Annotated in this window: 25 protein-coding genes and 1 tRNA gene; 18 read left to right on the top strand and 8 right to left on the bottom strand. The window is 55.3% G+C overall.

Annotated elements, in window-relative coordinates; all coding sequences use genetic code 11:
• Positions 1-71: 71 nt before the first annotated feature.
• A complete protein-coding gene (gloB, locus tag ACF8PE_RS06405) occupies positions 72-827 on the bottom strand; it encodes a hydroxyacylglutathione hydrolase (RefSeq protein WP_155166348.1) in 756 nt (251 codons plus the stop codon).
• Between the two features lie 32 nt (positions 828-859).
• Here gloB and ACF8PE_RS06400 point away from each other — a divergent pair, with 32 nt between their 5' ends.
• Complete coding sequence (locus ACF8PE_RS06400) at positions 860-1576, top strand: class I SAM-dependent methyltransferase (protein ID WP_077226805.1); 717 nt, start codon at positions 860-862, stop codon at positions 1574-1576.
• On the opposite strand, the gene rnhA is transcribed toward ACF8PE_RS06400, so the two are convergent.
• Positions 1577-2044 (bottom strand): ribonuclease HI, encoded by a 468-nt coding sequence (gene rnhA / locus ACF8PE_RS06395; RefSeq protein WP_103793497.1) that lies wholly within the window; start codon positions 2042-2044, stop codon positions 1577-1579. It lies immediately after the preceding gene.
• A 145-nt stretch (positions 2045-2189) separates the two neighbouring features.
• Between rnhA and dnaQ the strand changes: the two genes are divergently transcribed.
• A complete protein-coding gene (gene dnaQ / locus ACF8PE_RS06390) occupies positions 2190-2933 on the top strand; it encodes a DNA polymerase III subunit epsilon (protein WP_032616666.1) in 744 nt (247 codons plus the stop codon).
• 130 nt (positions 2934-3063) lie between these two features.
• Positions 3064-3140, top strand: a tRNA-Asp gene (locus ACF8PE_RS06385).
• Between the two features lie 100 nt (positions 3141-3240).
• On the opposite strand, the gene ACF8PE_RS06380 is transcribed toward ACF8PE_RS06385, so the two are convergent.
• Both ACF8PE_RS06380 and fadE read right to left on the bottom strand, forming a co-directional pair.
• Positions 3241-4011, bottom strand: coding sequence for an amidohydrolase (locus ACF8PE_RS06380; RefSeq protein WP_032616667.1), 771 nt, complete (start codon positions 4009-4011; stop codon positions 3241-3243).
• A gap of 109 nt (positions 4012-4120) precedes the next feature.
• Positions 4121-6565 carry an acyl-CoA dehydrogenase FadE gene (fadE, locus tag ACF8PE_RS06375; RefSeq protein WP_191153121.1) on the bottom strand — a complete coding sequence of 815 codons (2445 nt, stop codon included), beginning with the start codon at positions 6563-6565 and terminating at the stop codon, positions 4121-4123.
• Between the two features lie 238 nt (positions 6566-6803).
• On the opposite strand from fadE, the gene lpcA reads away from it, so the two are divergent.
• Together lpcA and ACF8PE_RS06365 are read left to right on the top strand one after the other, a co-directional pair.
• Positions 6804-7382, top strand: a complete 579-nt coding sequence (gene lpcA, locus ACF8PE_RS06370) for a D-sedoheptulose 7-phosphate isomerase (RefSeq protein ID WP_059308682.1) — start codon at positions 6804-6806, stop codon at positions 7380-7382.
• Positions 7383-7427: 45 nt separating this feature from the next.
• Positions 7428-8195, top strand: coding sequence for a class II glutamine amidotransferase (locus tag ACF8PE_RS06365; RefSeq protein WP_032616670.1), 768 nt, complete (start codon positions 7428-7430; stop codon positions 8193-8195).
• On the opposite strand, the gene dpaA is transcribed toward ACF8PE_RS06365, so the two are convergent.
• Positions 8166-8906: a peptidoglycan meso-diaminopimelic acid protein amidase gene (dpaA, locus tag ACF8PE_RS06360; RefSeq protein ID WP_032616671.1), complete on the bottom strand. Its 741-nt coding sequence runs from the start codon at positions 8904-8906 to the stop codon at positions 8166-8168. The two genes, ACF8PE_RS06365 and dpaA, sit on opposite strands and share 30 nt — an antisense overlap.
• 426 nt (positions 8907-9332) lie before the next feature.
• On the opposite strand from dpaA, the gene ACF8PE_RS06355 reads away from it, so the two are divergent.
• Genes ACF8PE_RS06355 through nqrM form a run of 7 tightly spaced genes read left to right on the top strand, consistent with a single transcriptional unit; the run spans position 9333 to position 15389 of the window.
• Complete coding sequence (locus ACF8PE_RS06355) at positions 9333-10676, top strand: Na(+)-translocating NADH-quinone reductase subunit A (protein WP_191153120.1); 1344 nt, start codon at positions 9333-9335, stop codon at positions 10674-10676.
• 3 nt (positions 10677-10679) lie between these two features.
• Complete coding sequence (locus ACF8PE_RS06350) at positions 10680-11918, top strand: NADH:ubiquinone reductase (Na(+)-transporting) subunit B (protein ID WP_077226798.1); 1239 nt, start codon at positions 10680-10682, stop codon at positions 11916-11918.
• Positions 11911-12705 (top strand): Na(+)-translocating NADH-quinone reductase subunit C, encoded by a 795-nt coding sequence (locus tag ACF8PE_RS06345; protein WP_191153119.1) that lies wholly within the window; start codon positions 11911-11913, stop codon positions 12703-12705. Before ACF8PE_RS06350 ends, ACF8PE_RS06345 begins: the two co-directional genes overlap by 8 nt.
• Positions 12698-13336, top strand: coding sequence for an NADH:ubiquinone reductase (Na(+)-transporting) subunit D (locus ACF8PE_RS06340; RefSeq protein ID WP_032616678.1), 639 nt, complete (start codon positions 12698-12700; stop codon positions 13334-13336). Before ACF8PE_RS06345 ends, ACF8PE_RS06340 begins: the two co-directional genes overlap by 8 nt.
• Before the next feature lie 6 nt (positions 13337-13342).
• Positions 13343-13939 carry an NADH:ubiquinone reductase (Na(+)-transporting) subunit E gene (nqrE, locus tag ACF8PE_RS06335; protein WP_032616680.1) on the top strand — a complete coding sequence of 199 codons (597 nt, stop codon included), beginning with the start codon at positions 13343-13345 and terminating at the stop codon, positions 13937-13939.
• A gap of 11 nt (positions 13940-13950) precedes the next feature.
• The gene (nqrF, locus tag ACF8PE_RS06330) at positions 13951-15174 is read left to right on the top strand and encodes an NADH:ubiquinone reductase (Na(+)-transporting) subunit F (protein ID WP_103793502.1); all 1224 of its coding nucleotides are present in this window, start codon (positions 13951-13953) and stop codon (positions 15172-15174) included.
• The gene (nqrM, locus tag ACF8PE_RS06325; protein WP_059308677.1) at positions 15174-15389 is read left to right on the top strand and encodes a (Na+)-NQR maturation NqrM; all 216 of its coding nucleotides are present in this window, start codon (positions 15174-15176) and stop codon (positions 15387-15389) included. The genes nqrF and nqrM overlap by 1 nt, the downstream gene beginning before the upstream one ends.
• A 31-nt stretch (positions 15390-15420) precedes the next feature.
• Here the strand turns inward: nqrM and ACF8PE_RS06320 are convergent, their stop codons facing one another.
• Complete coding sequence (locus ACF8PE_RS06320) at positions 15421-16266, bottom strand: glycerophosphodiester phosphodiesterase family protein (RefSeq protein WP_151583628.1); 846 nt, start codon at positions 16264-16266, stop codon at positions 15421-15423.
• 159 nt (positions 16267-16425) lie between these two features.
• On the opposite strand from ACF8PE_RS06320, the gene dinB reads away from it, so the two are divergent.
• Entirely contained in the window at positions 16426-17484 is a 1059-nt protein-coding gene (dinB, locus tag ACF8PE_RS06315) for a DNA polymerase IV (protein ID WP_059309143.1), read from the top strand.
• Between the two features lie 93 nt (positions 17485-17577).
• Here dinB and pepD read toward each other — a convergent pair whose 3' ends face one another.
• Complete coding sequence (gene pepD / locus ACF8PE_RS06310; RefSeq protein WP_032616684.1) at positions 17578-19035, bottom strand: cytosol nonspecific dipeptidase; 1458 nt, start codon at positions 19033-19035, stop codon at positions 17578-17580.
• A gap of 260 nt (positions 19036-19295) precedes the next feature.
• Here pepD and gpt point away from each other — a divergent pair, with 260 nt between their 5' ends.
• The 3 genes from gpt (at position 19296) to crl (ending at position 21557) form a co-directional block, all read left to right on the top strand.
• Positions 19296-19754: a xanthine phosphoribosyltransferase gene (gene gpt, locus ACF8PE_RS06305; RefSeq protein ID WP_032616685.1), complete on the top strand. Its 459-nt coding sequence runs from the start codon at positions 19296-19298 to the stop codon at positions 19752-19754.
• A gap of 99 nt (positions 19755-19853) precedes the next feature.
• Positions 19854-21098, top strand: a complete 1245-nt coding sequence (gene frsA, locus ACF8PE_RS06300) for an esterase FrsA (RefSeq protein ID WP_392494696.1) — start codon at positions 19854-19856, stop codon at positions 21096-21098.
• A gap of 57 nt (positions 21099-21155) precedes the next feature.
• Positions 21156-21557 (top strand): sigma factor-binding protein Crl, encoded by a 402-nt coding sequence (crl, locus tag ACF8PE_RS06295; protein ID WP_032616687.1) that lies wholly within the window; start codon positions 21156-21158, stop codon positions 21555-21557.
• 67 nt (positions 21558-21624) lie between these two features.
• Here crl and phoE read toward each other — a convergent pair whose 3' ends face one another.
• A complete protein-coding gene (phoE, locus tag ACF8PE_RS06290; RefSeq protein WP_032616688.1) occupies positions 21625-22677 on the bottom strand; it encodes a phosphoporin PhoE in 1053 nt (350 codons plus the stop codon).
• A 304-nt stretch (positions 22678-22981) separates the two neighbouring features.
• Between phoE and proB the strand changes: the two genes are divergently transcribed.
• Both proB and proA read left to right on the top strand, forming a co-directional pair.
• Positions 22982-24085, top strand: a complete 1104-nt coding sequence (gene proB / locus ACF8PE_RS06285; protein ID WP_032616689.1) for a glutamate 5-kinase — start codon at positions 22982-22984, stop codon at positions 24083-24085.
• A gap of 10 nt (positions 24086-24095) precedes the next feature.
• On the top strand, positions 24096-25349 hold the full coding sequence (gene proA, locus ACF8PE_RS06280) for a glutamate-5-semialdehyde dehydrogenase (RefSeq protein WP_032616691.1): 1254 nt from the start codon (positions 24096-24098) through the stop codon (positions 25347-25349).

Here is a 25349-nt window from a genome sequence, read left to right as displayed (position 1 = left end):
GTGTGTGTCAATAGTTGCTTAAAAGACGAGCGATGATAACGACGAATATTTAAAAAGGCAACACGCAATTGTCAGAAGTTATCTTTCTTCGCCCTTAACCATGCAAAACACTGCTCAGGTTGTTGCATATTTGTTTCTTCATTAAATTTACTAATTAAATCAATATCATTTGCTCTGAGAAATAAATTAATTTTGCGCTCATTTTTCAGAATCCCGGGCAGTGTTTTTTGATTTTTTGCACGTAACTCATTCACTTTGCGGTAATAATCCTGAATCGACACATCCTCTGGCAGAAGGTGCATCGCAAACTTCATATTAGCTAAAGTGTACTCATGCGCGCAGCAAATGAGTGTGTCGTCGGGAAGGGCGTTAATTTTCTGGAAGGACTGGTACATCTGGGCTGGCGTACCTTCAAACAGTCTCCCGCAGCCGCCAGAAAACATCGTATCGCCACAAAAAAGATAAGGAAAACTGAAGAACGAGATATGTCCTAAAGTGTGACCCGGAGTGGCAATTACAGAAAACTCCGACTCAAGAATGAGGATCTTTTCTCCATCTTCGACTACGCGTGTGGTGCCCTTATTTTGTGTCTCAGCGGGGCCGTAGACCACAAGATGCGGAAATTTTGCACAGATCGCCGCGACACCGCCCACATGATCGTGGTGGTGGTGCGTGAGCAGGATCGCTTCTGGTTGCCACTGATTTTGCTCGATGGCCTTTAATACCGGCTCAGCCTCACCAGGATCGACAATAATGCATCGACCTTCATCATTGGTTAAAACCCAGATGTAATTGTCCTGAAAAGCAGGAATACTGATAAGATTCATACATTACCTCTCATAGCGTGGCGGGTGTTTTGATGAAACCGGCAAGGATACCTCAGATTGTCTCAGCACCAGCACATTGGGCGGAATTGCCCTGGGGTGAATACTATCGCGAAGCGCTTGAGCAGCAGCTAAAGCCCTGGTTTGCGAAAATGTATGGTTTTCACCTGCTTAAGATTGGCAATCTGAGCGCGGAAATCAACTCTGAAAGCTGCGCGATTTCACATCAGGTCAATGTTTCGCTGGGGGGCGAGCCTGTTCAGGTGAAGGCCAATCCGTTACATCTGCCGTTTGCCGAAAAATCCGTGGATGCCTGCCTGCTGGCGCATTCGCTGCCCTGGTGCGACGATCCCCACCGTTTACTCCGCGAAGCCGACCGGGTTCTGATTGACGATGGCTGGCTGGTGATCAGTGGATTCAACCCGATGAGCCTGATGGGTTTGCGCAAGCTGGTGCCGGTGCTGCGCCGCACCCCGCCGTACAACAGCCGGATGTTCACCCTGATGCGTCAGCTGGACTGGCTGTCGCTGCTCAACTTTGAGGTGATGCACCATAGCGGTTTTCAGGTATTACCCTGGACGCGGCAGGGCGGGAAGATGCTCAGCACCCATTTCCCGGCGCTGGGCTGTATGCAGCTGATTGTAGCGCGCAAACGAACCATTCCCCTGACGCTCAATCCCATGAAGCAAAGCAAGGCGAAAACCCGACTGCGTGCCGCCGTGGGCGCCACGCGGCAATACCGCAAGCCCTAATCAGGCTTCCGGTTTATACCCGACATCTTCATGCTGCGGATTCATTGCGGCAGCGCGGGCCAGTTCGTCGCAGCGTTCGTTTTCAGGATGCCCGGCGTGGCCTTTCACCCATTCCCACTGGATTTTATGCTGGCTGAGTGCCGCATCAAGACGCTGCCAGAGGTCGACATTCTTCACCGGTTTTTTGTCGGCTGTTTTCCAGCCCCGTTTTTTCCAGTTATGGATCCACTGAGTGATCCCCTGGCGCACATACTGGCTGTCCGTGCTCAGCACAATATCGCAGTGCTCTTTCAGCGCCTCGAGGGCAACAATCGCCGCCATCAACTCCATACGGTTGTTGGTGGTCAGGCGGTAGCCTTCGTTGAAGGTTTTTTCGTGTTCGCGATAACGCAAAATCGCACCGTAGCCCCCCGGGCCTGGGTTGCCGAGGCATGATCCGTCGGTGTAAATCTCTACCTGTTTACGCATCCTGGCAGACATCCTGTAATCAAAACGGTAAGTCTGACATAAATGGTCGTTATCAGCACTGCAAAATAAAGCCGATGCGAATTAGCCTTTGAAGGCCTGACCAGGTTGTTTACAATGTCGCCATTGAACAGAGCAGGTTTTCAGAATGAGTATTGCAGACACACATAACGCCGACAGGATCATTGTCCTCGATACCGAAACCACGGGTATGAACCAGATCGGTGCTCACTATGAAGGGCACAAGATCATCGAGATCGGTGCGGTAGAGGTGATCAACCGCCGTCTTACCGGCAATAACTTCCATGTCTACCTGAAGCCAGACCGGCTGGTGGACCCGGAAGCCTTTGGCGTTCACGGTATCGCAGATGAATTCTTACTGGATAAACCTACCTTTGCCGACGTCGCCGATGAATTCATCGACTACATCAAAGGTGGCGAGCTGGTCATTCATAACGCCTCGTTTGATATCGGCTTTATGGATTATGAATTCAGCAAGCTCAACCGCGGTCTGCCGAAGACCGACACCTTCTGTAAAGTCACCGACAGCCTGGCGATGGCAAGAAGGATGTTCCCCGGCAAACGTAATAGCCTCGATGCGTTGTGCTCGCGCTATGAAATAGATAACAGCAAGCGAACGCTGCACGGGGCATTGCTCGATGCCCAGATCCTGGCCGATGTCTATCTGATTATGACGGGTGGCCAGACAGCTTTGGCCTTTAATGCCGATAACGATTCACAGCAGCAGACCGGGGAGAGCGAAATCCAGCGCCTTGTCCGTCAGTCCAGCGCATTACGCGTTATTCTCGCAAGCGATGAGGAGTTACTGGCGCATGAATCGCGTCTGGATCTGGTACAGAAGAAGGGCGGTAGCTGCCTCTGGCGCGGCTAAATGCGGCGGAAGTGCTGTTAAAATAACCGTTTGGAGTGTTTTTGCAGCAAACGATTCAAAAGCAGAGAAAAAGCATTGACGGGATCCGAGGCAAACCGTAATATCTGCCTCGTTCCCAAGGGAACACAGCGGAGCGGTAGTTCAGTCGGTTAGAATACCTGCCTGTCACGCAGGGGGTCGCGGGTTCGAGTCCCGTCCGTTCCGCCACTATTAAGAAGGCCTGAATCAGCAATGATTCAGGCCTTTGTCATTTTATCACGTAGCTAATTTAGCCAGGCAGCAAACGTTGGTGCCGCCCGGCTGATGTTTAATTAATGCTAAACGGATCCGCATCCTGCCAGGCAGGAAACTTCTCCCGATATTCTCTTAATGCCGTCAGCGACAGCTCTGCGTCAATGCGCGTAGCATGATGGGGATCTGCGGTGGCGATGATCTCGCCCTGCGGATTAATCACCCGGCTGTCGCCGCGATAGTGATGCCCGTTACCGTCGGTACCGACCCGGTTGCAGCCCGCAACATAGGCCTGGTTCTCGATGGCCCTTGCTGTCAGCAGTGCCTGCCAGTGCAGCGAGCGCGGGGCAGGCCAGTTAGCGACATACAGCGCCAGGTCATAATCGTTACGGTTACGCGACCACACCGGGAAGCGCAGGTCGTAACAGACTAAGGGCAGAATGCGCCAGCCGCGCCACTCAAACACCAGCCGCTCGTTACCCGCTTCATAATGCTGGTGCTCATCCGCCATGCGGAACAGGTGGCGCTTATCATAGAAATGCACCTTACCCTCAGGCTCCACCAGCAGAAAACGGTTAACCGGCCCGCGTTCGGTCTGCAAGGCGGCGCTTCCGGCGATTAGCGCCTGGGTTTGCTGCGCCCTGGCCTGCATCCAGGCGACCACATCCGCCTGTGGCAGAGACTGTTTTGCCGCTTCCATGGCAAACCCGGTGGTGAACATTTCCGGCAGGATAATAATATCGCGTCCGGTGATCCCCTCCAGTTGACGATCAAAATGGCGCAGGTTGGCGGGGCCATCCATCCACACCAGCGGTTGTTGCAAAAGCGTAATCTTCAAACCAGGCACAGTAAGACTCCTCGAAGAACCACATTTTGACACTGTAGCACGACAATCAGAGAAACGGGTGGCAATAAAAAACCCCGCACCAGGCGGGGTTCTTTAGCACTGAAACGGGTTAGGCGGCTTCAGGTTTACGCACACTCTCTGCAAACTTTACCGGCTGTGTCGCCAGCTCATCGGCGTCGAAATCATCGACGTTGATACTGCGCAGACGGCTCTCTTCAGCTTTGATCAGCACGGCTGCTTCATCCTGGCTGATGATGCCGCCCGCCAGCGCCTGTTTCGCCAGTTCATCCAGACGGGTAAATGGCAGGTTTTTGCCCAACTGTTTGCAGATCTTCTGATGAATCGGATCGGCTGCCATCACATCCAGCAGCGCCTCTTCCAGCAGGCCAACCGGGTTATGCTCGCTTGGCGTCAGATACTGGCCACGGCCGATACGGGAGCGGGTCGCGCTCGGCACCTGCAGGATCTTCGCTACTTTGTGGTCCAGCTTATCGGACGGTGCCAGATAGTGACGACCGGTCGGGAAGATGACCACGCGCAGCGCGCCAGCCACAAAGCGGTTCGGGAAGTTCACCAGCAGATCGTCGATGGCCTGTTCCGCCTGATACAGCGCATCCTGCACGCCCCAGTGAACCAACGGCAGATCCGCTTCGTGACGACCTTCATCGTCGTAGCGTTTCAGTACCGCCGAGGCGAGGAAGATCTGGCTCAGCACATCACCCAGACGCGCAGAGATACGTTCCCGGCGTTTTAGGCTACCACCCAGTACCGCCATCGATACGTCGGAGAGCAGCGCAAGGTTGGCACTCAGACGGTTCAGATGCTGATAGTAACGACGGGTTGCATCGCCGGTAGGCGTGGCGCTGGTCAGACCGCGGGTCAGTCCCAGCCAGAAGCTGCGTACTTTGTTGCTGCCGACGTGGCCGATGTGTTTAAACAGCAGTTTATCGAAGGCATCTACGTCGTTGTTCTGTGCGGCTGCCATCTCTTCCAGTACATATGGATGGCAGCGGATTGCGCCCTGACCGAAGATCATCATGCTGCGGGTCAGAATGTTTGCCCCTTCAACGGTGATGGCAATAGGTGCGCCCTGATAGCCACGCGCCAGGAAGTTGCCTTCGCCCAGCATAATGCCTTTCCCGCCAGCAATATCCATTGCATCGATGATCGACTGCTGCGCACGGTGAGTACAGTGGTACTTCACGATAGCTGACAGCACGGCCGGTTTTTCACCCAGCATAATCCCGTAGGTAATTAATGAAGCCGCCGCATCCATCACGTAGGCATTCCCAGCGATACGTGCCAGCGGCTCCTCAATCCCTTCCATCTTACCGATAGAGACTTTGAACTGACGGCGGATGTGAGCGTAAGCGCCAATCCCCATCGCCACGGATTTCAGCCCACCGGTTGAGTTCGACGGCAGCGTAATGCCGCGGCCAACGGACAGACATTCCACCAGCATACGCCAGCCCTGACCGGCCATTTTTGGGCCGCCGATGATGTAATCAATCGGGACAAAGATATCCTGACCGCGGGTCGGACCGTTCTGGAACGGCACGTTCAGCGGGAAGTGACGACGACCAATTTCCACGCCCGGGGTAGAGGTTGGGATCAGCGCACAGGTAATGCCCAGATCCTCTTCACCGCCTAACAGCTTGTTCGGGTCGGAGAGTTTAAAGGCCAGGCCCAGCACGGTGGCGATGGGGGCCAGCGTAATGTAGCGTTTGTTCCAGGTCAGGCGCATACCCAGCACCTGCTCACCCTGCCACTCGCCCATACAGACCACGCCGGTGTCCGGGATAGCGCCTGCATCAGAACCCGCTTCCGGGCTGGTCAGTGCGAAGCAAGGGATTTCCAGACCGCGTGCCAGACGCGGCAGATAGTGATCTTTCTGCTCTTCAGTACCGTAATGTTGCAGCAGTTCACCCGGGCCTAATGAGTTAGGCACGCCGACGGTGATCGCCAGGATCCCGGAAACGCCGGACAGTTTTTGCAGAACACGTGCCTGAGCGTAAGCAGAGAACTCCAGCCCGCCGTACTCTTTCTTAATGATCATCGCGAAGAAGCGATGCTCTTTTAAAAATGCCCACAGCTCCGGCGGCAGATCGGCCATTTCATGTGTGATCTGGAAGTCATTCGCCATCCGGCAGGCTTCCTCAACCGGGCCATCAATAAACGCCTGCTCTTCCGCAGTAAGGCGCGGCTGCGGGTAGTTATGCAGCTTTTTCCAGTCTGGCTTGCCCTGGAACAGGTCGCCTTCCCACCAGGTGGTGCCAGCGTCGATGGCCTCTTTTTCGGTCCGCGACATCGGCGGCATTACTTTACGGAAGCCGCGGAATACCGGAGCGGAAATCATCGACTTACGCATGGAGGCGACGTTGAATGGCACCAGGATGATCGCCAGCGGAACCAGCACCCAAGGGTTCCAGATGCCAGCCAAGCCGAGTGCAACGGTCCAGGCCAGTAAGATAACGCTGCTCAAAACTAAGCTAACCCGGTGGTAGAACAACACCCCGAGCAGAACAACGGATAAGAGAATACTTAAAATCATCATAACGAAAAGCTCCCTGTCTTGTAGGAGGTCTGACCACTTGTGATGATATGGTTGTAGTGGATGTTATTTCTTTTAGCAATGCATTCACAAAATAATTACAACCTGGTTCACATTGTTCAGGTTTTACGCGCCACAAAAAAGCAAAACGCCCGATGATTGATGCGGCTTTAGCTTCTCGCTTTTACCGCTATCCGGTAAACTTGCTCTGTTATTTCATCAATACTGAAGGATTATCCTCATGTACCAGGATCTTATTCGTAACGAACTGAACGAAGCGGCGGAAACGCTGGCTAACTTTCTGAAAGATGAAGCCAATATTCACGCTATTCAGCGCGCGGCGGTCCTGCTTGCCGACAGCTTCAAAGAGGGCGGTAAAGTGCTCTCCTGCGGCAATGGCGGTTCACATTGTGATGCCATGCACTTTGCCGAAGAGCTGACCGGTCGTTATCGTGAAAACCGTCCGGGCTATCCGGCGATTGCCATCTCTGACGTCAGCCACATCTCCTGCGTCGGCAACGACTTCGGTTACGATCACATCTTCTCCCGCTATGTCGAAGCGGTAGGGCGTGAAGGGGATGTCCTGCTGGGGATCTCTACTTCCGGCAATTCCGGCAACGTGATCAAAGCCATTGAAGCAGCCCGCGAGAAGGGGATGAAAGTCATTACCCTGACCGGCAAAGACGGCGGCAAAATGGCGGGTACGGCGGATATCGAAATTCGTGTGCCTCACTTCGGTTATGCTGATCGTATTCAGGAAATTCACATCAAAGTGATCCACATTCTGATTCAGTTAATCGAAAAAGAGATGGTCAAGTAAGACTTCGCTGGGGGCGTATCGCCCCCGCTGTTGTGGAGGTGATGTATGTGCGAACTGCTCGGGATGAGCGCCAATGTGCCGACCGATATCTGCTTCAGTTTTACCGGGCTGGTGCAGCGCGGTGGAGGAACCGGGCCGCATAAAGACGGCTGGGGTATCACCTTCTACGAAGGAAAAGGCTGTCGCACGTTCAAGGATCCACAACCCAGCTTCAACTCTCCGATTGCCAAACTGGTGCAGGATTATCCGATTAAATCCTGCTCGGTGGTGGCCCATATTCGCCAGGCCAACCGCGGTGAAGTCGCGCTGGAAAACACCCATCCGTTTACCCGCGAGCTGTGGGGACGCAACTGGACTTACGCCCACAACGGCCAACTGAGCGGCTATAAATCGCTGGAGACCGGCAACTTCCGCCCGGTGGGGGAAACCGACAGTGAAAAGGCCTTCTGCTGGTTGCTGCATAAATTGACTGAGCGCTACCCACGTACCCCCAGCAATATGACCGCCGTGTTTAAATACATTGCGTCACTGGCGTCTGAGTTACGTGAGAAAGGCGTGTTTAATATGCTGTTGTCTGACGGGCGCTACGTGATGGCGTTCTGCTCTACGAATCTTTTCTGGATCACCCGCCGCGCACCTTTTGGCGTGGCAAAGCTTCTGGATCAGGATGTGGAAATTGATTTTCAGACAGAGACCACACCGAACGATGTGGTCACTGTGATTGCAACGCAGCCGCTGACCGGCAACGAAACCTGGCAAAAGATTATGCCAGGCGAGTGGATCTTATTTTGTCTCGGGGAGCGCGTAGTTTGACGCCAGCTGTGGATGGACAACTTCGTGGCTCAGCGGCTTGCTGACCACATAACGTCCATCCACCACCGAAACGGTTGGCGGCTTACGCGTCTGCTGGAAGTAGTCATAACCCGGTTTCAGCTGTTTCCAGAAATCCGCATAGTAAGAGCGTTGATGACGCTGCATGTTAGCGTCGGTCATACGGAACGGATAGATGCTCACCTGGACGGCCGACTGGCCAAACACCAGCGCACCGGTCACAAACTGGAAGATCTCATCGATTCCGCTGTCGGTCATGGCGTAGCAGCCAACAGAGACACAGGCACCGTGGATCATCAGGTATTTACCGTCATAGCCATGCGCACGGTCAAAGGCATTCGGGAAACCGATGTTGATGGCTTTATAGAAGCGGCTGTCTGGTTTTAGCTGGCTACGCTGAACGCTGTAGAACCCCTCCGGGCTTTTAAAATCGCCCTGACGCTGTTTCGGGCCGAGGCCGCCGGAGTAGTTACAGATTTTATAGCTGTCGAGCAGCTGATACGTCTCACCCATCTTCACGTACAGGTCTAACGTGCGCTCTTCTTTAAAGATCTGGATATAGACCGGAGAGCCCATCAACTGCTGCTTGTATTCTTTGCTAACTGGTGTCGTTGAACTGTTGCTGCTGAGCAGCCCGGCAAACGAAACGCAGGGAATAAGAAGCATCGCAATGAACAATGCGATTTTACGCATACTACAGGTTCCTTGATAAAACATAACCAACTTGCCAGGACGGCAAAAGAGACCCGAAATCAGATTTATCTGCATTAGGCGTGCTCACATTAGCACCACTGCATTTTTTCGCAAGCGTCAGCACGTCGGTTTACAAAATAGTTTTCCCTTATAACCTGGATTAACCGCGCTGGCATTGAGAACTTTGCGTAATCGGTCGCATTTTAGCACCTGCCGCTGCGTTATCCCTGCCGCCTGATAGGGGAAAATGGTACACTGCGGCCGTCTTATGACTGAAGGGTAAGAAAGGACGCTTTTTCAGGATCATCCAAGGTTCTGCTGCTCATACAGGCGAGTTCTCGCCCCCCTTTCTCTATCCTGTGCAACGACTTCTGACTCGTCCGGCATCCTGGCCGGAACGGTTACTCATGGATATCAACTAACACTATGATTAGAATCAGAAAAGGACTTGATTTGCCGATTTCTGGCATCCCTTTACAGCAGATATTGCCTTCTGCAACACCTCGCCATGTGGCGATCATGGGGGACGACTACATTGGTATGCGTCCCACCATGCTGGTGCAGGAGGGCGATAGCGTCACTAAGGGCCAGGCGTTATTCGAGGATAAAAAAAATCCCGGCGTCCTCTTCACCGCACCCGCCAGCGGGACGGTGGTGGCCATTCATCGTGGCGAACGTCGCGTGCTGCAATCGGTGGTGATCCGGCTTGAAGGCGATCGGCAGCGCGAATTTACCCGCTACGATGTCGCCGATCTCCCCACGCTCACCCGTCAGGCTGTACAAGCGCAACTGCTGGAATCAGGGTTGTGGACGGCGCTGCGTACCCGTCCTTTCAGCAAAACGCCGGTGCCCGGCACCGTGCCGGCCGCCATCTTTGTCACCGCGATGGATACCAACCCGCTTAGCGCTGACCCGCAGCCTCTTATTCTGGCGCAGCGTCAGGCATTCGATGCCGGGCTGACCCTTCTCACGCACCTGACGGACGGCAAAGTGCATGTTTGCCAGGCGAACGGCGGCAAGCTGGGCGGGCATTCACAAGGAAAGGTAACGTTTAATACCTTCGCCGGGCCGCATCCGGCAGGGTTGCCAGGCACGCACATCCATTTCCTGGAGGCCGTCAGCCTGACCAAACAGGTCTGGCATCTTAACTACCAGGACGTTATCGCCATCGGCAAGCTGTTCACTACCGGCGAGCTGTATACCGATCGGGTTATCGCTCTGGGCGGCCCACAGATGCGCAACCCTCGGCTGGTGCGCACCTGCCTGGGCGCAGACATCAATGACCTGCTGGTGGACGAAACCCTGGAGGGCGAAAACCGCCATATTTCGGGGTCTGTGCTGAGCGGCAGGCATGCAGTAGGTGCCCATGCTTATCTTGGGCGTTTTCATTTACAGATAAGCGTGGTGAAAGAGGGACGCGAGAAAGAGCTGTTCGGCTGGGTAATGCCCGGCAAAGAGAAGTTCTCCGTTACCCGCACGACGCTGGGCCACTTCCTGCGCAACAAACTGTTTAACTTCTCCACGGATACCCATGGCGGCGAGCGGGCTATGGTGCCCATCGGTAACTACGAGCGCGTAATGCCGCTCGACATCCTGCCGACCCTGCTGCTGCGCGATCTGCTGGCGGGCGATACCGACAGTGCCCAGGCGCTGGGCTGCCTCGAACTGGATGAAGAAGATCTGGCGCTGTGCACCTACGTTTGCCCCGGTAAATACGAATACGGACCCGTATTGCGCGAGGTGTTAACCCGCATTGAGCAGGAAGGATAACTGATGGGCCTGAAACATCTCATTGAAAAGCTGGAGCCGCATTTTACCCACGGCGGCAAGCTGGAAAAGTATTACCCGCTATTTGAAGCGACCGCGACGTTGCTCTATACGCCAGGCCAGGTCACAAAAGGGGCTGCGCACGTGCGCGACGCCATCGACCTCAAGCGCATGATGATCCTCGTCTGGTTCGCAGTGTTCCCGGCGATGTTCTGGGGTATGTATAACGTTGGTCTGCAAACGATCCCCGCGCTGACGCATCTTTATGATGCCCAGCAGCTGTCGCAGGTTATCGCAGGCGACTGGCACTACCGGGTGGCGCAGATGCTCGGCGTCAGCTTTACCCCGGATGCTGGTTGGATCAGCATGATGACGCTGGGAGCGGTCTATTTCCTGCCTATCTACCTGACGGTATTTTTGGTCGGCGGCTTCTGGGAAGTGCTGTTCGCGATTATCCGCAAGCATGAGATCAACGAAGGCTTCTTTGTTACCTCCATTCTGTTTGCCCTGATTGTTCCTCCGACCTTGCCTCTGTGGCAGGCGGCGATGGGTATCAGCTTTGGCGTGGTGATGGCGAAGGAGATCTTCGGTGGCACCGGACGCAACTTCCTTAACCCGGCTCTGGCCGGACGGGCGTTCCTGTTCTTTGCCTACCCGGCGCAGATCTCTGGCGATCTGGTCTGGACGGCAGCGGACGGTTTCTCTGGTGCGACGCCACTGTCGCAGTGGGCCGCCCATGGCGGCGAGTCGTTGATCAACAACGCGACCGGCCAGCCAGTGAGTTGGTTCGATGCCTTTATCGGCACCATTCCTGGCTCGATCGGGGAAGTTTCCACGCTGATGATCCTGATTGGCGGGGCCATCATTCTGTTTGGCCGCGTCGCCTCCTGGCGCATTGTGGCGGGTGTAATGCTCGGCATGATCCTCACCGCCACGCTGTTTAACCTGATCGGCTCAGCCACCAACCCGATGTTCGCCATGCCGTGGTACTGGCATCTGGTACTGGGCGGTTTCGCCTTCGGCATGATGTTTATGGCGACCGACCCGGTTTCGGCCTCGTTCACTAACAAAGGGAAATGGTGGTACGGCGCGCTTATCGGGGTTATGTGTGTCCTGATTCGTGTCGTCAACCCGGCCTACCCGGAAGGAATGATGCTGGCGATCCTGTTCGCCAACCTGTTTGCGCCGCTGTTCGATTACCTGGTGGTGCGTGCCAACATCAAACGGAGGAAGGCGCGTGGCTGAGATGAAAAATAATGACAGCATCGGCAAGACGCTGATGGTGATCATCGTACTGTGTCTGGTCTGTTCCATCGTGGTGGCAGGCTCTGCGGTAGGGCTTAAGCCTCGCCAGCAGGAGCAACGCGCCCTCGACAAGCAGCGTAACATTTTGGCGGTAGCGGGCCTGATGCAGGGCGAAATGAGCGCCGAGGATGTGGCGCAGCTCTTCGCTGAACGCATCACACCGCGTCTGGTCGATCTCAATACCGGCGAGCTGCTGGAGAGCGATCCGGCCAGCTATAACCAGGTGCAGGCGCTGAAAGATCCGCAGCGCAGCACTGAACTGGAAGCCAGCCAGGATCCCGCTGGCATCAAACGTCGCAGCAATACGGCAGAGATCTACCTGGTGCGCGATGAGCAAAAGCGCGTTCAGGAGCTGGTTCTTCCGGTATATGGCAACGGGTTATGGTCGATGATGTACGCCTTCGTCGCTCTCAACACCGATGGCCGCACGATTAAAGGCATCACTTATTACGATCAGGGGGAAACCCCGGGGCTGGGCGGCGAAGTGGAAAACCCGGCCTGGCGAGCGCAGTTTGTGGGCAAAAAAGTGCTGGATGATAACGGCCAACCGGCTTTGAAAGTGATAAAAGGAGGCGCGCGTTCGGGTGATGAGTACGCCGTTGATGGCCTTTCCGGCGCCACCCTGACCTCAAACGGCGTTCAGCACAGCTTTGATTTCTGGATGGGTGAGCTGGGTTTTGGACCCTTTCTTAAAAAGGTACGTGAAGGAGAGCTGAACAATGGCTGATGCGGGCGAACTGAAAGAAGTTAAACGGGTTCTTATCGGGCCGCTCATCGCCAATAACCCGATCACCCTGCAGGTGCTGGGCGTCTGTTCGGCGCTGGCGGTGACCACCAAACTGGAAACCGCCGTGGTGATGACCCTGGCGGTAACCCTGGTGACGGCGTTTTCCAGCATGTTCATCTCGATGATCCGCCATCACATCCCCAACAGCGTGCGCATCATCGTGCAGATGGCGATTATCGCCTCGCTGGTGATCGTGGTGGATCAGTTGCTGCGGGCGTTTGCCTACGAAACTTCAAAGCAGCTGTCGGTGTTTGTCGGCCTGATTATCACCAACTGCATCGTAATGGGACGCGCAGAGGCCTATGCCATGAAGATGCCGCCGCTGGCCAGCTTTATGGATGGGATCGGCAACGGTCTCGGCTATGGCGTGATCCTGCTGACGGTCGGTTTCCTGCGTGAGCTGATCGGTAGCGGCAAGCTGTTTGGCATCACCGTACTGGATACCGTGCAAAACGGTGGCTGGTATCTGCCGAACGGTCTGTTCCTGCTGGCCCCCAGCGCGTTCTTCATTATCGGTTTGCTGATCTGGGCGGTGAGAACCTGGCGCCCTGAGCAGCAGGAAAAGGAGTAACCGACAATGGCTCATTACCTGAGTTTGTTTGTGCGGGCGGTGTTTGTTGAAAACATGGCGCTCGCGTTTTTCCTCGGCATGTGTACGTTCCTTGCCGTGTCTAAAAAGGTATCGACCGCCTTCGGGCTGGGCGTTGCCGTCACGGTGGTGTTAGGGCTGTCGGTTCCGATTAACAACCTGGTCTTTAACCTGGTGCTGCGCGACGGTGCGCTGGTGGAGGGGGTTGATTTGAGCTTCCTCAACTTCATCACCTTCATTGGCGTCATTGCGGCGCTGGTGCAGATCCTGGAGATGATCCTTGATAAATACTTCCCGTCACTCTACACGGCGCTGGGGATCTTCCTGCCGTTGATCGCCGTGAACTGCGCCATCTTCGGCGGCGTGTCGTTTATGGTACAGCGTGATTACAACTTTACCGAGTCGGTGGTGTACGGCTTCGGCTCTGGTATCGGCTGGATGCTTGCCATCGTGACGATGGCGGGTCTGCGCGAAAAAATGAAGTATGCCAACGTGCCGGCCGGGTTGCGCGGCTTAGGGATCACCTTTATCACCACCGGTCTGATGGCGCTGGGCTTTATGTCCTTCTCCGGTGTGCAGCTGTAAGGGCAAAATAGATGGAAATTATACTTGGCGTAGTGATGTTCACGTTGATCGTGCTGGTGCTCTCAGGGCTAATTCTGGTGGCGCGGTCAAAGCTGGTGAACTCCGGCGATGTGATCATCGAGATTAACGATGAGGCGGATAAGCAGATCCGCACCCCTGCAGGTGACAAGCTGCTGAACACGCTTTCCGGCAATGGCATTTTTATCTCTTCTGCCTGCGGCGGCGGTGGTTCCTGCGGGCAATGCCGGGTCACGGTCAAAGAGGGCGGCGGGGATATTCTGCCGACCGAGCTGTCACACATTAGCAAGCGTGAGGCGAAAGAGGGCTGTCGTCTGGCCTGTCAGGTGGCGGTGCGCCAGGACATGAAGATTGAACTGCCGGAGGAGATCTTCGGCGTGAAAAAGTGGCAGTGTGAAGTTATCTCCAACGATAACAAAGCCACCTTCATTAAAGAGCTGAAGCTGCGCGTTCCCGATGGCGAAGATGTGCCGTTCCGTGCGGGCGGCTACATTCAGATTGAATGCCCGGCGCATACTGTCGCGTACAAAGACTTTGACGTTCCTGACGAGTACCGCGGTGACTGGGATAAATTCAACCTGTTCCGCTTTGTCTCTGAGGTCAAAGAGCCGACGCTGCGCGCCTACTCCATGGCCAACTACCCGGAAGAGAGGGGCATCATCATGCTCAACGTGCGTATCGCCACGCCGCCGCCGGGCGTACCGGATGCGCCGCCGGGGATCATGTCGTCTTATATCTGGTCGCTGAAAGCGGGTGATAAGGTCACCATCTCCGGTCCGTTTGGTGAGTTCTTTGCCAAAGAGACCGACGCCGAAATGGTCTTTATCGGCGGGGGCGCCGGGATGGCGCCGATGCGCTCGCACATTTTTGATCAGCTTAAGCGCCTGGGCAGTCAGCGTAAGATCAGCTTCTGGTATGGCGCTCGTTCGCTGCGTGAAATGTTCTATCAGGAGGAGTTCGAACAGCTGGCGCGCGACAACCCGAACTTCAGCTTCCACATTGCGCTCTCCGATCCGCTGCCGGAAGACAACTGGACCGGTTATACCGGGTTCATTCATAACGTGCTGTATGAAAACTATCTCAAACATCATGCCGCCCCGGAAGACTGCGAGTTCTACATGTGCGGGCCGCCGATGATGAACGCCGCTGTCATCAAAATGTTGCAGGATCTCGGTGTAGAGGATGAGAACATCATGCTGGATGATTTTGGAGGCTGATGATGATGACCTTCCTGCTGACCTTTGCGATGTTTGTGCTGGTGGTGTTTGGCATGTCGCTCGGTTGGTTGATTAAGCGCAAAAGTATTCAGGGCAGCTGCGGCGGCATCTCCTCATTGGGGATGGAAAAAGTCTGCGATTGCCCGGAGCCGTGCGACGCGCGTAAAAAGCGTATTGCACGAGAAGCGCAACGCCAGCAGAACCGGATCCTCTGAATAATACAGGCCGCGACAGCGGCCTGCTTTTTTACTTAAGCCAGGCGCTGGCCTGCGCGGGCGAATCCACCATCACGCCGTCCGCCCCCAATGCTTGTGCTTTCTGGTAATCCTCTGCGGAGTTAACACCGAGCAGGATCACATGGGCATTTCCCTGAGAGCGGAAACAGTCCATCGCCTCCTTATCCCACGTCAGGGTTGCCGGGGAGATACCATCGCCCAGCGTGAATTTCTCCACCACCTCTACCTTGCGATTCAGTTCCAGCCCGTACCAGTACGCATCCATTTTCTTTGCCGGCGTCTGGCAAACGTGGTTCAGCGAGATATTCGCCAGCCGGGTGCGTGTTTCACTGCGGGTGACAAAGCGCGGCACTTCCGCAGGCAGCGCATCCAGATAGCGATCCTCTGTGGAATATACGCGAACACGCGTCAGGCTGTTGGTCTCTTTCAGCACGCTAAGTAGCTGTTTACCCATCTCAGCCGGATCGGCGTCGGGAGATTTAATATCGATGTAAAACGGGGTGTCAGGCCAGCGTTCAAGCACCACTTTCAGGGTTGGAATTGTGCTCCCGGCGACCTTTTCTTTCCATTTAGCCCCGGCATCAACTGTCGCCAGTTCCGCCTGGGTGTACTGCGAAATCTTTCCCTTTGCTGTGGTTAATGCGCTGAGATCGCTGGGACGATAAAGCACCGGCGCACCGTCACGGCTGAGCTGCACGGTGACCCAGATAGCCTGAGCGCGGTTTTCCAGCGCCAGCTGGATAGCCGGAAGGGTATTCTCCGGCGCGTCGGCGGTTCCTCCACGGTGAGCAATCATTTGTGGGCTGGCCCAGGCGGAGGTGGTGAGCACAAGTGAGGCGATAATCATTTTTTTCATGAATAATTTTCCATTTTAAATCATGTAATTCAATGAGTTGTAAATGCTTGATGGCGTATTCTTGTACCACGCTTTAATGACAGGAGTGAGACGGTAAATCTGCTGACGCATTTTTTGCACTTTGTTATACTGTGCATAATTACAGGTGTGGTGACGATGATGCGCAAGATAATCCATGTCGATATGGACTGTTTTTTCGCTGCGGTAGAGATGCGCGATAACCCGGCGCTGCGGGATATCCCCATTGCCATTGGCGGCAGCCGTGTGCAGCGCGGGGTGATCAGCACGGCCAACTACCCGGCACGTAAGTTTGGCGTGCGCAGCGCCATGCCGACCGCAATGGCGTTAAAACTGTGCCCGCACCTGACCTTATTACCCGGACGTTTCGAGGCCTACAAAGAAGCGTCCCACCATATCCGCGAGATTTTTTCACGCTACACCTCTCTGATTGAGCCTCTGTCGCTGGACGAAGCCTATCTGGATGTTACCGACAGCCTGCACTGTCACGGCTCTGCCACGCTGATGGCCCAGGAGATCCGCCAGACGATTTTCGATGAACTACAACTCACCGCCTCGGCGGGCATTGCGCCGGTAAAATTTCTCGCCAAAATCGCCTCGGATCTCAATAAGCCCAACGGCCAGTACGTCATCACCCCGGATGAGGTGCCGGCGTTTATCAAAACGCTGCCGCTCGCCAAGATCCCCGGCGTGGGAAAAGTCTCTGCGGCAAAGCTGGAGAACATGGGTCTGCGAACCTGCGGAGATGTACAGAACAGCGATCTGAGCATGTTGCTTAAGCGCTTCGGTAAGTTTGGCCGGGTGCTGTGGGAGCGGAGCCAGGGCATTGATGAGCGCAACGTTAACAGCGAGCGGCTGCGTAAATCCGTGGGCGTTGAACGGACGCTGGCCGAGGATATTCATGACTGGGCAGACTGCGAAGCCATTATCGTCGGGCAGCTTTACCCGGAGTTGGAGCGTCGACTGGCAAAGGTCAAACCGGATCTGCTGATTGCCCGCCAGGGGGTAAAGCTCAAGTTTAACGACTTCCAGCAAACCACCCAGGAACACGTCTGGCCGCGGCTGAACAAAGAGGATTTGATTGCGACCGCCAAGAAAACCTGGGAAGAGCGTCGGGCAGGGCGGGGAGTGCGGCTGGTGGGGTTACATGTCACTCTGCTGGATCCGCAGCTTGAGCGGCAACTGGTGCTGGGGCTGTAAAAAAGCCCGGTGGCGCTCACGCTTACCGGGCCTGATACAATGTGTGACCCGCAGGCCCGGCAAACGCAGTGCCGCCGGGCAACTGTCGGCGGATTACTTGGCCGGGATTGCTTTCAGCAGTTCCGTCAGCAGGGTCCAGTAATGGCCCACGCTTTCGATATGCACCTGCTCATCCGGGCTGTGCGGACCGGTAATGGTTGGCCCGATGGAAACCATATCCATATCCGGGTACGGTTTCTTGAACAGACCGCACTCCAGACCCGCGTGGATCACCTGAATGTTCGGCGTGCTGTTGAACAGACGCTGATAAGTTTCACGCACCAGCGCCATCACCGGTGAGCTTGCGTCTGGCTGCCAGCCCGGGTAGCTGCCCTTGGCGGTGGTTTGCGCACCAGAGAGTTTGCCCAGCGATTCCAGCATGCTTACCACGTAATCTTTACCGCTGTCGATCAGGGAGCGGATCAGGCAGATGATCTCTGCGCTGTCGTCAGCCATGGTCACCACGCCGACGTTCAGGGAGGTTTCAACCACGCCTTTCGCTACGTCAGAGTTGCGGATCACGCCGTTCGGGGTCGCGTTCAGCAGTTGAACAAAGCGGTCACGCGACTCTTCAGTCAGTGCAGCTTTATCCGTCGTGACGGCTTCCAGCACCACGGTCAGGTTCTTCTCTTTCGCTTCCAGTTCGTTTTTCAGGATATCGAGATAAACGGTAGCGAGCTTTTTCAGCGCATCGGCTTTGTCTGCGGCAACGGCCACGGTGGCGAAAGCTTCGCGTGGGATTGCGTTACGCAGCGTACCGCCGTTGAAATCCACCAGACGCAGATCCAGCTCGGCAGCGTGGCCAGCCAGGAAACGGGCCAGCAGCTTGTTGGCATTGCCTAAACCTAAGTGAATATCACCGCCGGAGTGGCCGCCCTTCAGCCCTTTCAGCGTCAGCTTGAAGGTCTGGAAGCCTGCCGGGATCGCTTCGCGGGTCAGCGGCAGCGTGGAGATAAAGTCGATACCACCCGCGCAACCCATGTAGATTTCGCCTTCCTCTTCGGAATCGGTATTGATCAGGATATCCGCCTGCAGCCAGTTCGGTTGCAGACCAAAGGCGCCATCCATACCGGCTTCTTCGGTCATGGTCAGCAGCACTTCCAGCGGACCATGCTCAACGCCATCGTCTGCCAGCACTGCCAGCGCAGAGGCCATACCGATACCGTTATCCGCACCTAGCGTGGTGCCGCGGGCTTTAATCCATTCGCCGTCGATGTACGGCTGAATCGGATCTTTGGTGAAATCGTGTACGGTGTCGTTGTTCTTCTGTGGAACCATGTCCAGGTGCGCCTGCAGCACAACCGGTTTACGGTTTTCCATCCCGGCGGTGGCCGGTTTACGGATCAAAATGTTGCCAACCTGGTCGCGTTCGGCGTGCAGCCCTTTTTCCTTCGCCCAGCCCATGATGTGTTCGGCAAGCTGTTCTTCGTGATAAGACGGGTGAGGAATTGAGCAGATTTTGGCAAAAATATCCCACAGCGGTTGTGGCGATAATTGAGACAGTTCAGACACAGTAAGTCTCCTTGTCGAGAGCCTGCAGACAATGTTGCAGGTCACGGGGTTAGCAGGTTTAGAGTTACCACAAGTCAGACTTGCGAGGTGGGTTCGAGAATACCACTTTCTCTGTCGGCTGGTAGGGGTAAGCAAGTAAAAACTCCGGGCGGAACCGCTTAGCACTGGTTTTTAGTGCTTCAGATCTCTATAATCTCGCGCAACCATTTTCCCCCTCGAACACTTTTTAAGCCGTATATAAACAGGCTGGGACAATTCACATGAGCGAAAAATACATCGTCACCTGGGACATGTTGCAGATTCATGCACGTAAACTGGCTGCACGCCTGATGCCATCCGAACAGTGGAAAGGCATTATCGCTGTTAGCCGCGGTGGCCTGGTACCGGGGGCATTGCTGGCACGTGAGCTGGGTATTCGCCATGTCGATACCGTATGCATCTCCAGCTACGACCATGACAACCAGCGTGAACTGAAAGTGCTGAAACGCGCCGAAGGCGATGGTGAAGGTTTCATCGTGATTGACGATCTGGTTGATACCGGCGGTACGGCAGTGGCCATCCGCGAAATGTATCCTAAAGCGCATTTCGTCACCATCTTCGCTAAGCCAGCAGGTAAACCACTGGTTGACGATTATGTGATTGATATCCCGCAGGATACCTGGATCGAACAGCCATGGGATATGGGCGTCGTATTCGTCCCACCTATTTCAGGCCGCTAATCCCTACATTTTTAACGCCCGGTGATGCCGGGCGTTATTTTTTTCGCCGTTGTCGCGTTACAATGATGCCCTCTGACGTATCTTAAGAGGCAGCGCGCAATGTCCAAGGCGAATCTCAGCGAAATTCTCTTCAAGCCCAAATTCAAACACCCGGAAACCTCGACGCTGGTTCGTCGCTTTAACAGTGGCGTACAACCGGCCGTGCAATCGGCGCTGGATGGCAAAAACGTCCCGCACTGGTATCGCATGGTCAACCGTCTGATGTGGATCTGGCGCGGCATCGATCCCCGTGAAATTCTGGATGTGCAGGCGCGAATCGTAATGAGCCAGGCCGAACGGACAGACGACGATCTGTACGACACGGTGGTGGGTTATCGCGGCGGCAACTGGATCTACGAGTGGGCAAAACAGGCGATGATCTGGCAGCAAAAGGCGAGCCAGGAAGACGATCCCCTGTTAAGCGGCAAGCACTGGCTGCATGCCTGTAACCTCTACAGCATCGCGGCTTACCCACACCTGAAAGGCGATGAACTGGCGGAGCAGGCGCAGGCGCTGGCGAACCGTGCTTACCAGGAAGCGGCCCAGCATCTGCCGGGTCAGATGCGCGAACTCACCTTTACCATTCCCGGCGGTCCGGCGGTGACCGGCTTCCTGCATACACCTCCGGGCGACGGCCCCTTCCCGACGGTGATGATGTGCGGCGGCCTCGACTCGCTGCAAACCGATTACTACAGCCTGTATGAACGCTACCTGGCACCGAAGGGGCTGGCGATGCTGACGCTCGACATGCCGTCAATTGGCTTCTCGTCAAAATGGAAGCTGACTCAGGATTCCAGCTTGCTCCACCAGCATGCCCTGAAATCGCTGGAGCAAAATCCGTGGGTGGATCACACCCGGGTGGCGGCGTTTGGCTTCCGCTTTGGCGCTAACGTCGCCGTGCGTCTGGCCTATCTGGAATCCTCACGCCTGAAAGCGGTGGCCTGCCTCGGGCCGGTGGTGCATGCGCTGTTAAGCGAACCCGCACGACAGGGGCGCGTGCCGGAAATGTATCTTGATGTACTGGCCAGCAGCCTGGGCATGCATGACGCCTCCGACGAGGCGCTGCGCGTGGAACTCAATCGTTACTCCCTGAAAACGCAGGGATTACTGGGTCGTCGCTGCCCGACGCCGATGCTCTCTGGCTTCTGGAAAAACGATCCCTTCAGCCCGGAAGAGGAGTCGCGCTTAATCACCTCGTCATCTGTCGAGGGTAAGCTGCTGGAGGTGCCGTTTAGTCCGGTGTACGAAAATTTTGACAAGGCATTACAACAGATTGCGCGTTGGATCCATCAGAGACTGTGTTAAGAGATTGCTAATTTCTTGAGGTTTGGTACAACAGTGGCTTCATAAAAGGAGATCGCAATGACGTTACCGAGTGGACATCCGAAAAGTAGAATGATCAAGAAGTTTATGGCTCTTGGCCCCTACATCCGCGAAGAGCAGTGCGAAGAGAATCGCTTTTTTTTCGACTGCCTGGCCGTGTGCGTTAACGTAAAGCCAGCGCCGGAAAAGCGCGAATTCTGGGGATGGTGGATGGAAATGGAAGCCGAAGCGTCACGCTTCACCTATAACTACCAGTTTGGCCTGTTCGATAAAGAGGGCCACTGGCAGGCGATGGCGATTAAGGATCCTGAAGTGGTCCAGCGCCTTGAGCATACCCTGCGTGAATTCCACGAGAAAGCCCGTACATTGCTGGCGACGTTCGATCTGAAACTCGAACCTGCTGACGACTTTACCAACGAACCGGTTAAGCTGACCGCTTAACGCCTGGCGTAAAAACAGACAATAAAAAAACCCGGCCATACCGCGCCGGGTTTTTTATTTCGCGAAATCAGAACTGGTAGGTCATGCCCAGGGCAACGATATCATCGCTGCTCACGCCCAGTTTATTATCGTCATCAATCTGGTTGATTTTATAATCAACAAAGGCCGACATATTTTTGTTGAAATAATAGGTCGCGCCGACGTCGATATATTTCACGATATCTTCATCACCGATGCCTTCAATATCCTTGCCTTTAGACTGGACATAACCCAGAGATGGGCGCAGACCAAAGTCAAACTGATATTGTGCAACCGCTTCGAAGTTCTGCGCTTTATTGGCGAAGCCACCGGAGATTGGCGTCATATTACGCGTCTCGGTATACATGGTTGCCAGGTAGAGGTTGTTCGCGTCATATTTCAGACCGGTGCCCCAGGCTTCGGCTTTTTCACCTTCGCCACGTGCCAGCAGGTTCTGGGCATTGGTGCGGTCAGAGTTGGTGTAGGCGCCGCTGATGGCGAAATCGCTGCCGCCAAAATCATAGCTCAGAGCCGTACCGAAGCCGTCGCCGTTCTGTTTCTTCGCTTCGCGGCCTTCGTTTTTACCCTGATATTGCAGGGTCAGGTCCAGGCCATTAATGGCGCCGAAGAAGTCGGTATTACGGTAAGTCGCCAGACCGCTGGCGCGTTTGGTCATGAAGTTGTCGGTCTGTCCAGAGGAGTCACCGCCGAATTCCGGGAACATATCAGTCCAGGCTTCGACGTCATACAGGGCGCCGAGGTTACGACCGTAGTCGAATGAACCGAAGTCTTTCAGCTTGATACCGGCGAAGGCCAGACGGGTTTTCTGTGTCGCGTCGCTTTCAGCTTTATTGCCGGAAAATTCAGCTTCCCAACGGCCATAACCGGTCAGTTGTTCGTTAATTTGGGTTTCGCCTTTAAAGCCGAAACGCACATAAGTCTGGTCACCATCTTTGGCATCATCATCGCTGAGATAATGCATTGCTTTCACTTTACCGTACACGTCCAGTTTATTGCCGTTTTTATTAAATACTTCGGCTGCCTGTACAGATGAAGATGCCACAATGCCCATTACCACTAATGCCAGAGTACTCTTTTTCATTTTCAATCCTGGTTTCTTATAAACGCGCTAATATTCGCTGAACAGTAAGCTCAAGCTTTTGTTCCGTGAAAAAACAGGAAGGGTTTTAACGTTATGAAGTGAACGTTTTATGACAAATACAGAATAAGTTTAAAATACTGTGTTTTTTTATTTCAGTAATAAAAGTGTCAACCTTTGCCGCTACGCTTCCTGATCCCGCGCAACAAAGTGGTAGCCTGAGCGTTAAGGCGGTTGGCAACCGGCCCCAGTCCTGATAAAAAGTCTGATTGATTTCATTTCCCTTATTGTTGAACGGCAGAGAATCATGAGTGACAGCCAGACGCTGGTGGTAAAACTCGGCACCAGTGTGTTAACAGGCGGATCGCGCCGCCTTAATCGCGCCCACATTGTCGAACTGGTACGCCAGTGCGCACAGCTTCATGCCGCAGGGCACCGTATTGTGATTGTCACCTCCGGGGCGATTGCCGCCGGACGTGAGCATCTGGGTTATCCCGAACTCCCCGCGACCATTGCCTCCAAGCAGCTGCTGGCAGCCGTCGGACAAAGCCGCCTGATTCAACTCTGGGAACAGCTGTTCTCTATCTACGGCATTCACGTCGGACAGATGCTGCTGACCCGCGCCGATATGGAAGATCGCGAGCGTTTCCTCAACGCCCGCGATACCCTGCGCGCGCTGCTGGATAACAACATCGTTCCGGTCATTAACGAAAACGATGCGGTCGCCACCGCAGAAATTAAGGTTGGCGACAACGATAACCTGTCGGCGCTGGCCGCTATTCTGGCAGGGGCCGATAAGCTGCTGCTGCTCACCGATCAACAGGGGCTGTTTACCGCAGACCCTCGCACTAACCCGCAAGCCGAACTGATCACCGATGTAAAAGGCATCGACGATGCGCTGCGCGCCATTGCAGGCGACAGCGTCTCTGGCCTCGGCACTGGCGGGATGGGCACAAAGCTCCAGGCCGCCGACGTCGCGTGCCGCGCGGGTATCGACACCATCATCGCCGCCGGCAGCCGTCCGGGTGTGATTGGCGATGTCATGGAAGGCATTTCCGTTGGAACACGTTTCCACGCCGAAGCCACCCCGCTGGAAAACCGCAAACGCTGGATTTTCGGGGCACCGCCTGCCGGGGAGATCACCGTTGATGAAGGTGCCACGGCCGCTATTCTGGAAAGAGGCAGCTCATTGCTTCCAAAAGGAATTAAAAACGTGACAGGCAACTTCTCCCGTGGTGAAGTGATCCGTATCTGTAATCTGGAAGGGCGCGACATCGCCCACGGCGTCTGCCGCTACAACAGCGACGCGCTGCGCCGTATTGCAGGCCATCATTCACAGCAGATCGATGCCATTCTCGGCTATGAGTATGGCCCGGTTGCTGTCCATCGCGACGATATGATCACCCGTTAAGGAGCTGGACATGCTGGAACAAATGGGCGCTGCTGCCAAAGCCGCCTCTTACAAACTGGCGCTCCTTTCCAGCCGCGAGAAAAATCGCGTGCTGGAAAAAATTGCAGAGTATCTGGAAGCCCAGTCTCACGAGATTTTGCTCGCCAACGAGCAGGATCTGCTGGAAGCCCGCCGCAACGGCCTGAGCGAGGCGATGCTCGATCGTCTGGCGTTAAACCCCGCGCGCCTGAAAAGCATTGCCGATGACGTGCGTCAGGTATGCAGCCTGGCCGATCCGGTCGGGCAGGTGATTGACGGCGGACTGCTGGACAGCGGCCTGCGCATCGAACGCCGCCGCGTGCCGCTTGGCGTCATTGGGGTGATCTACGAAGCGCGCCCGAACGTGACTGTTGATGTCGCCTCGCTGTGCCTGAAAACTGGCAACGCGGCTATCCTGCGCGGCGGGAAAGAGACCTGGCGCACCAACGCCGCAACGGTAAAAGTGATCCAGCAGGCGCTGGAAGAGTGCGGTCTGCCAGCCGGTGCGGTTCAGGCGATTGAAAGTCCGGATCGTGCGCTGGTCAACGAAATGCTGCGCATGGACAAATACATCGACATGCTGATCCCGCGCGGCGGGGCAGGGCTGCACAAACTGTGCCGCGAGCAATCGACGATCCCGGTTATCACCGGCGGTATCGGCGTGTGCCATATTTTTGTCGATGACACCGCCGAGATCGAACCGGCCCTGAAGATCATTGTCAATGCCAAAACCCAGCGCCCAAGCACCTGTAACACGGTGGAAACGCTGCTGGTGCATCAGCGTATCGCCGATCGCTTCCTGCCTGCATTGAGCCAGCAGATGGCACAGAGCGGTGTGACCCTGCACGCGGATCCCAATGCGCTAACGCAGCTGAAAGACGGCCCGGCGAAGGTTGAGGCGGTGAAAGCAGAACAGTATGACGACGAGTTCCTGTCGCTGGATCTGAACGTGAAGGTGGTTGCCGATCTGGATGACGCCATCGCCCATATTCGTGCCCACGGCACCCAGCATTCGGATGCGATCCTCACCCGCACCCTGAGCAATGCCAACCGCTTTGTGAACGAAGTGGACTCGTCAGCCGTGTACGTGAACGCCTCCACTCGCTTTACCGATGGTGGCCAGTTTGGCCTTGGCGCCGAAGTGGCGGTCAGCACCCAGAAGCTGCACGCGCGCGGCCCGATGGGGCTGGAAGCGCTGACCACCTACAAGTGGATCGGCTTCGGTGACGATACCATTCGGGCATAA

Source organism: Leclercia sp. GLN_9 (assembly GCF_043105735.1).
In the GTDB taxonomy this organism is placed as follows: Bacteria; Pseudomonadota; Gammaproteobacteria; order Enterobacterales; family Enterobacteriaceae; genus Enterobacter; species Enterobacter adecarboxylatus.
Note: the sequence above shows the minus strand (reverse complement) of the source record. Positions and strands in the feature narration are given on the sequence as shown.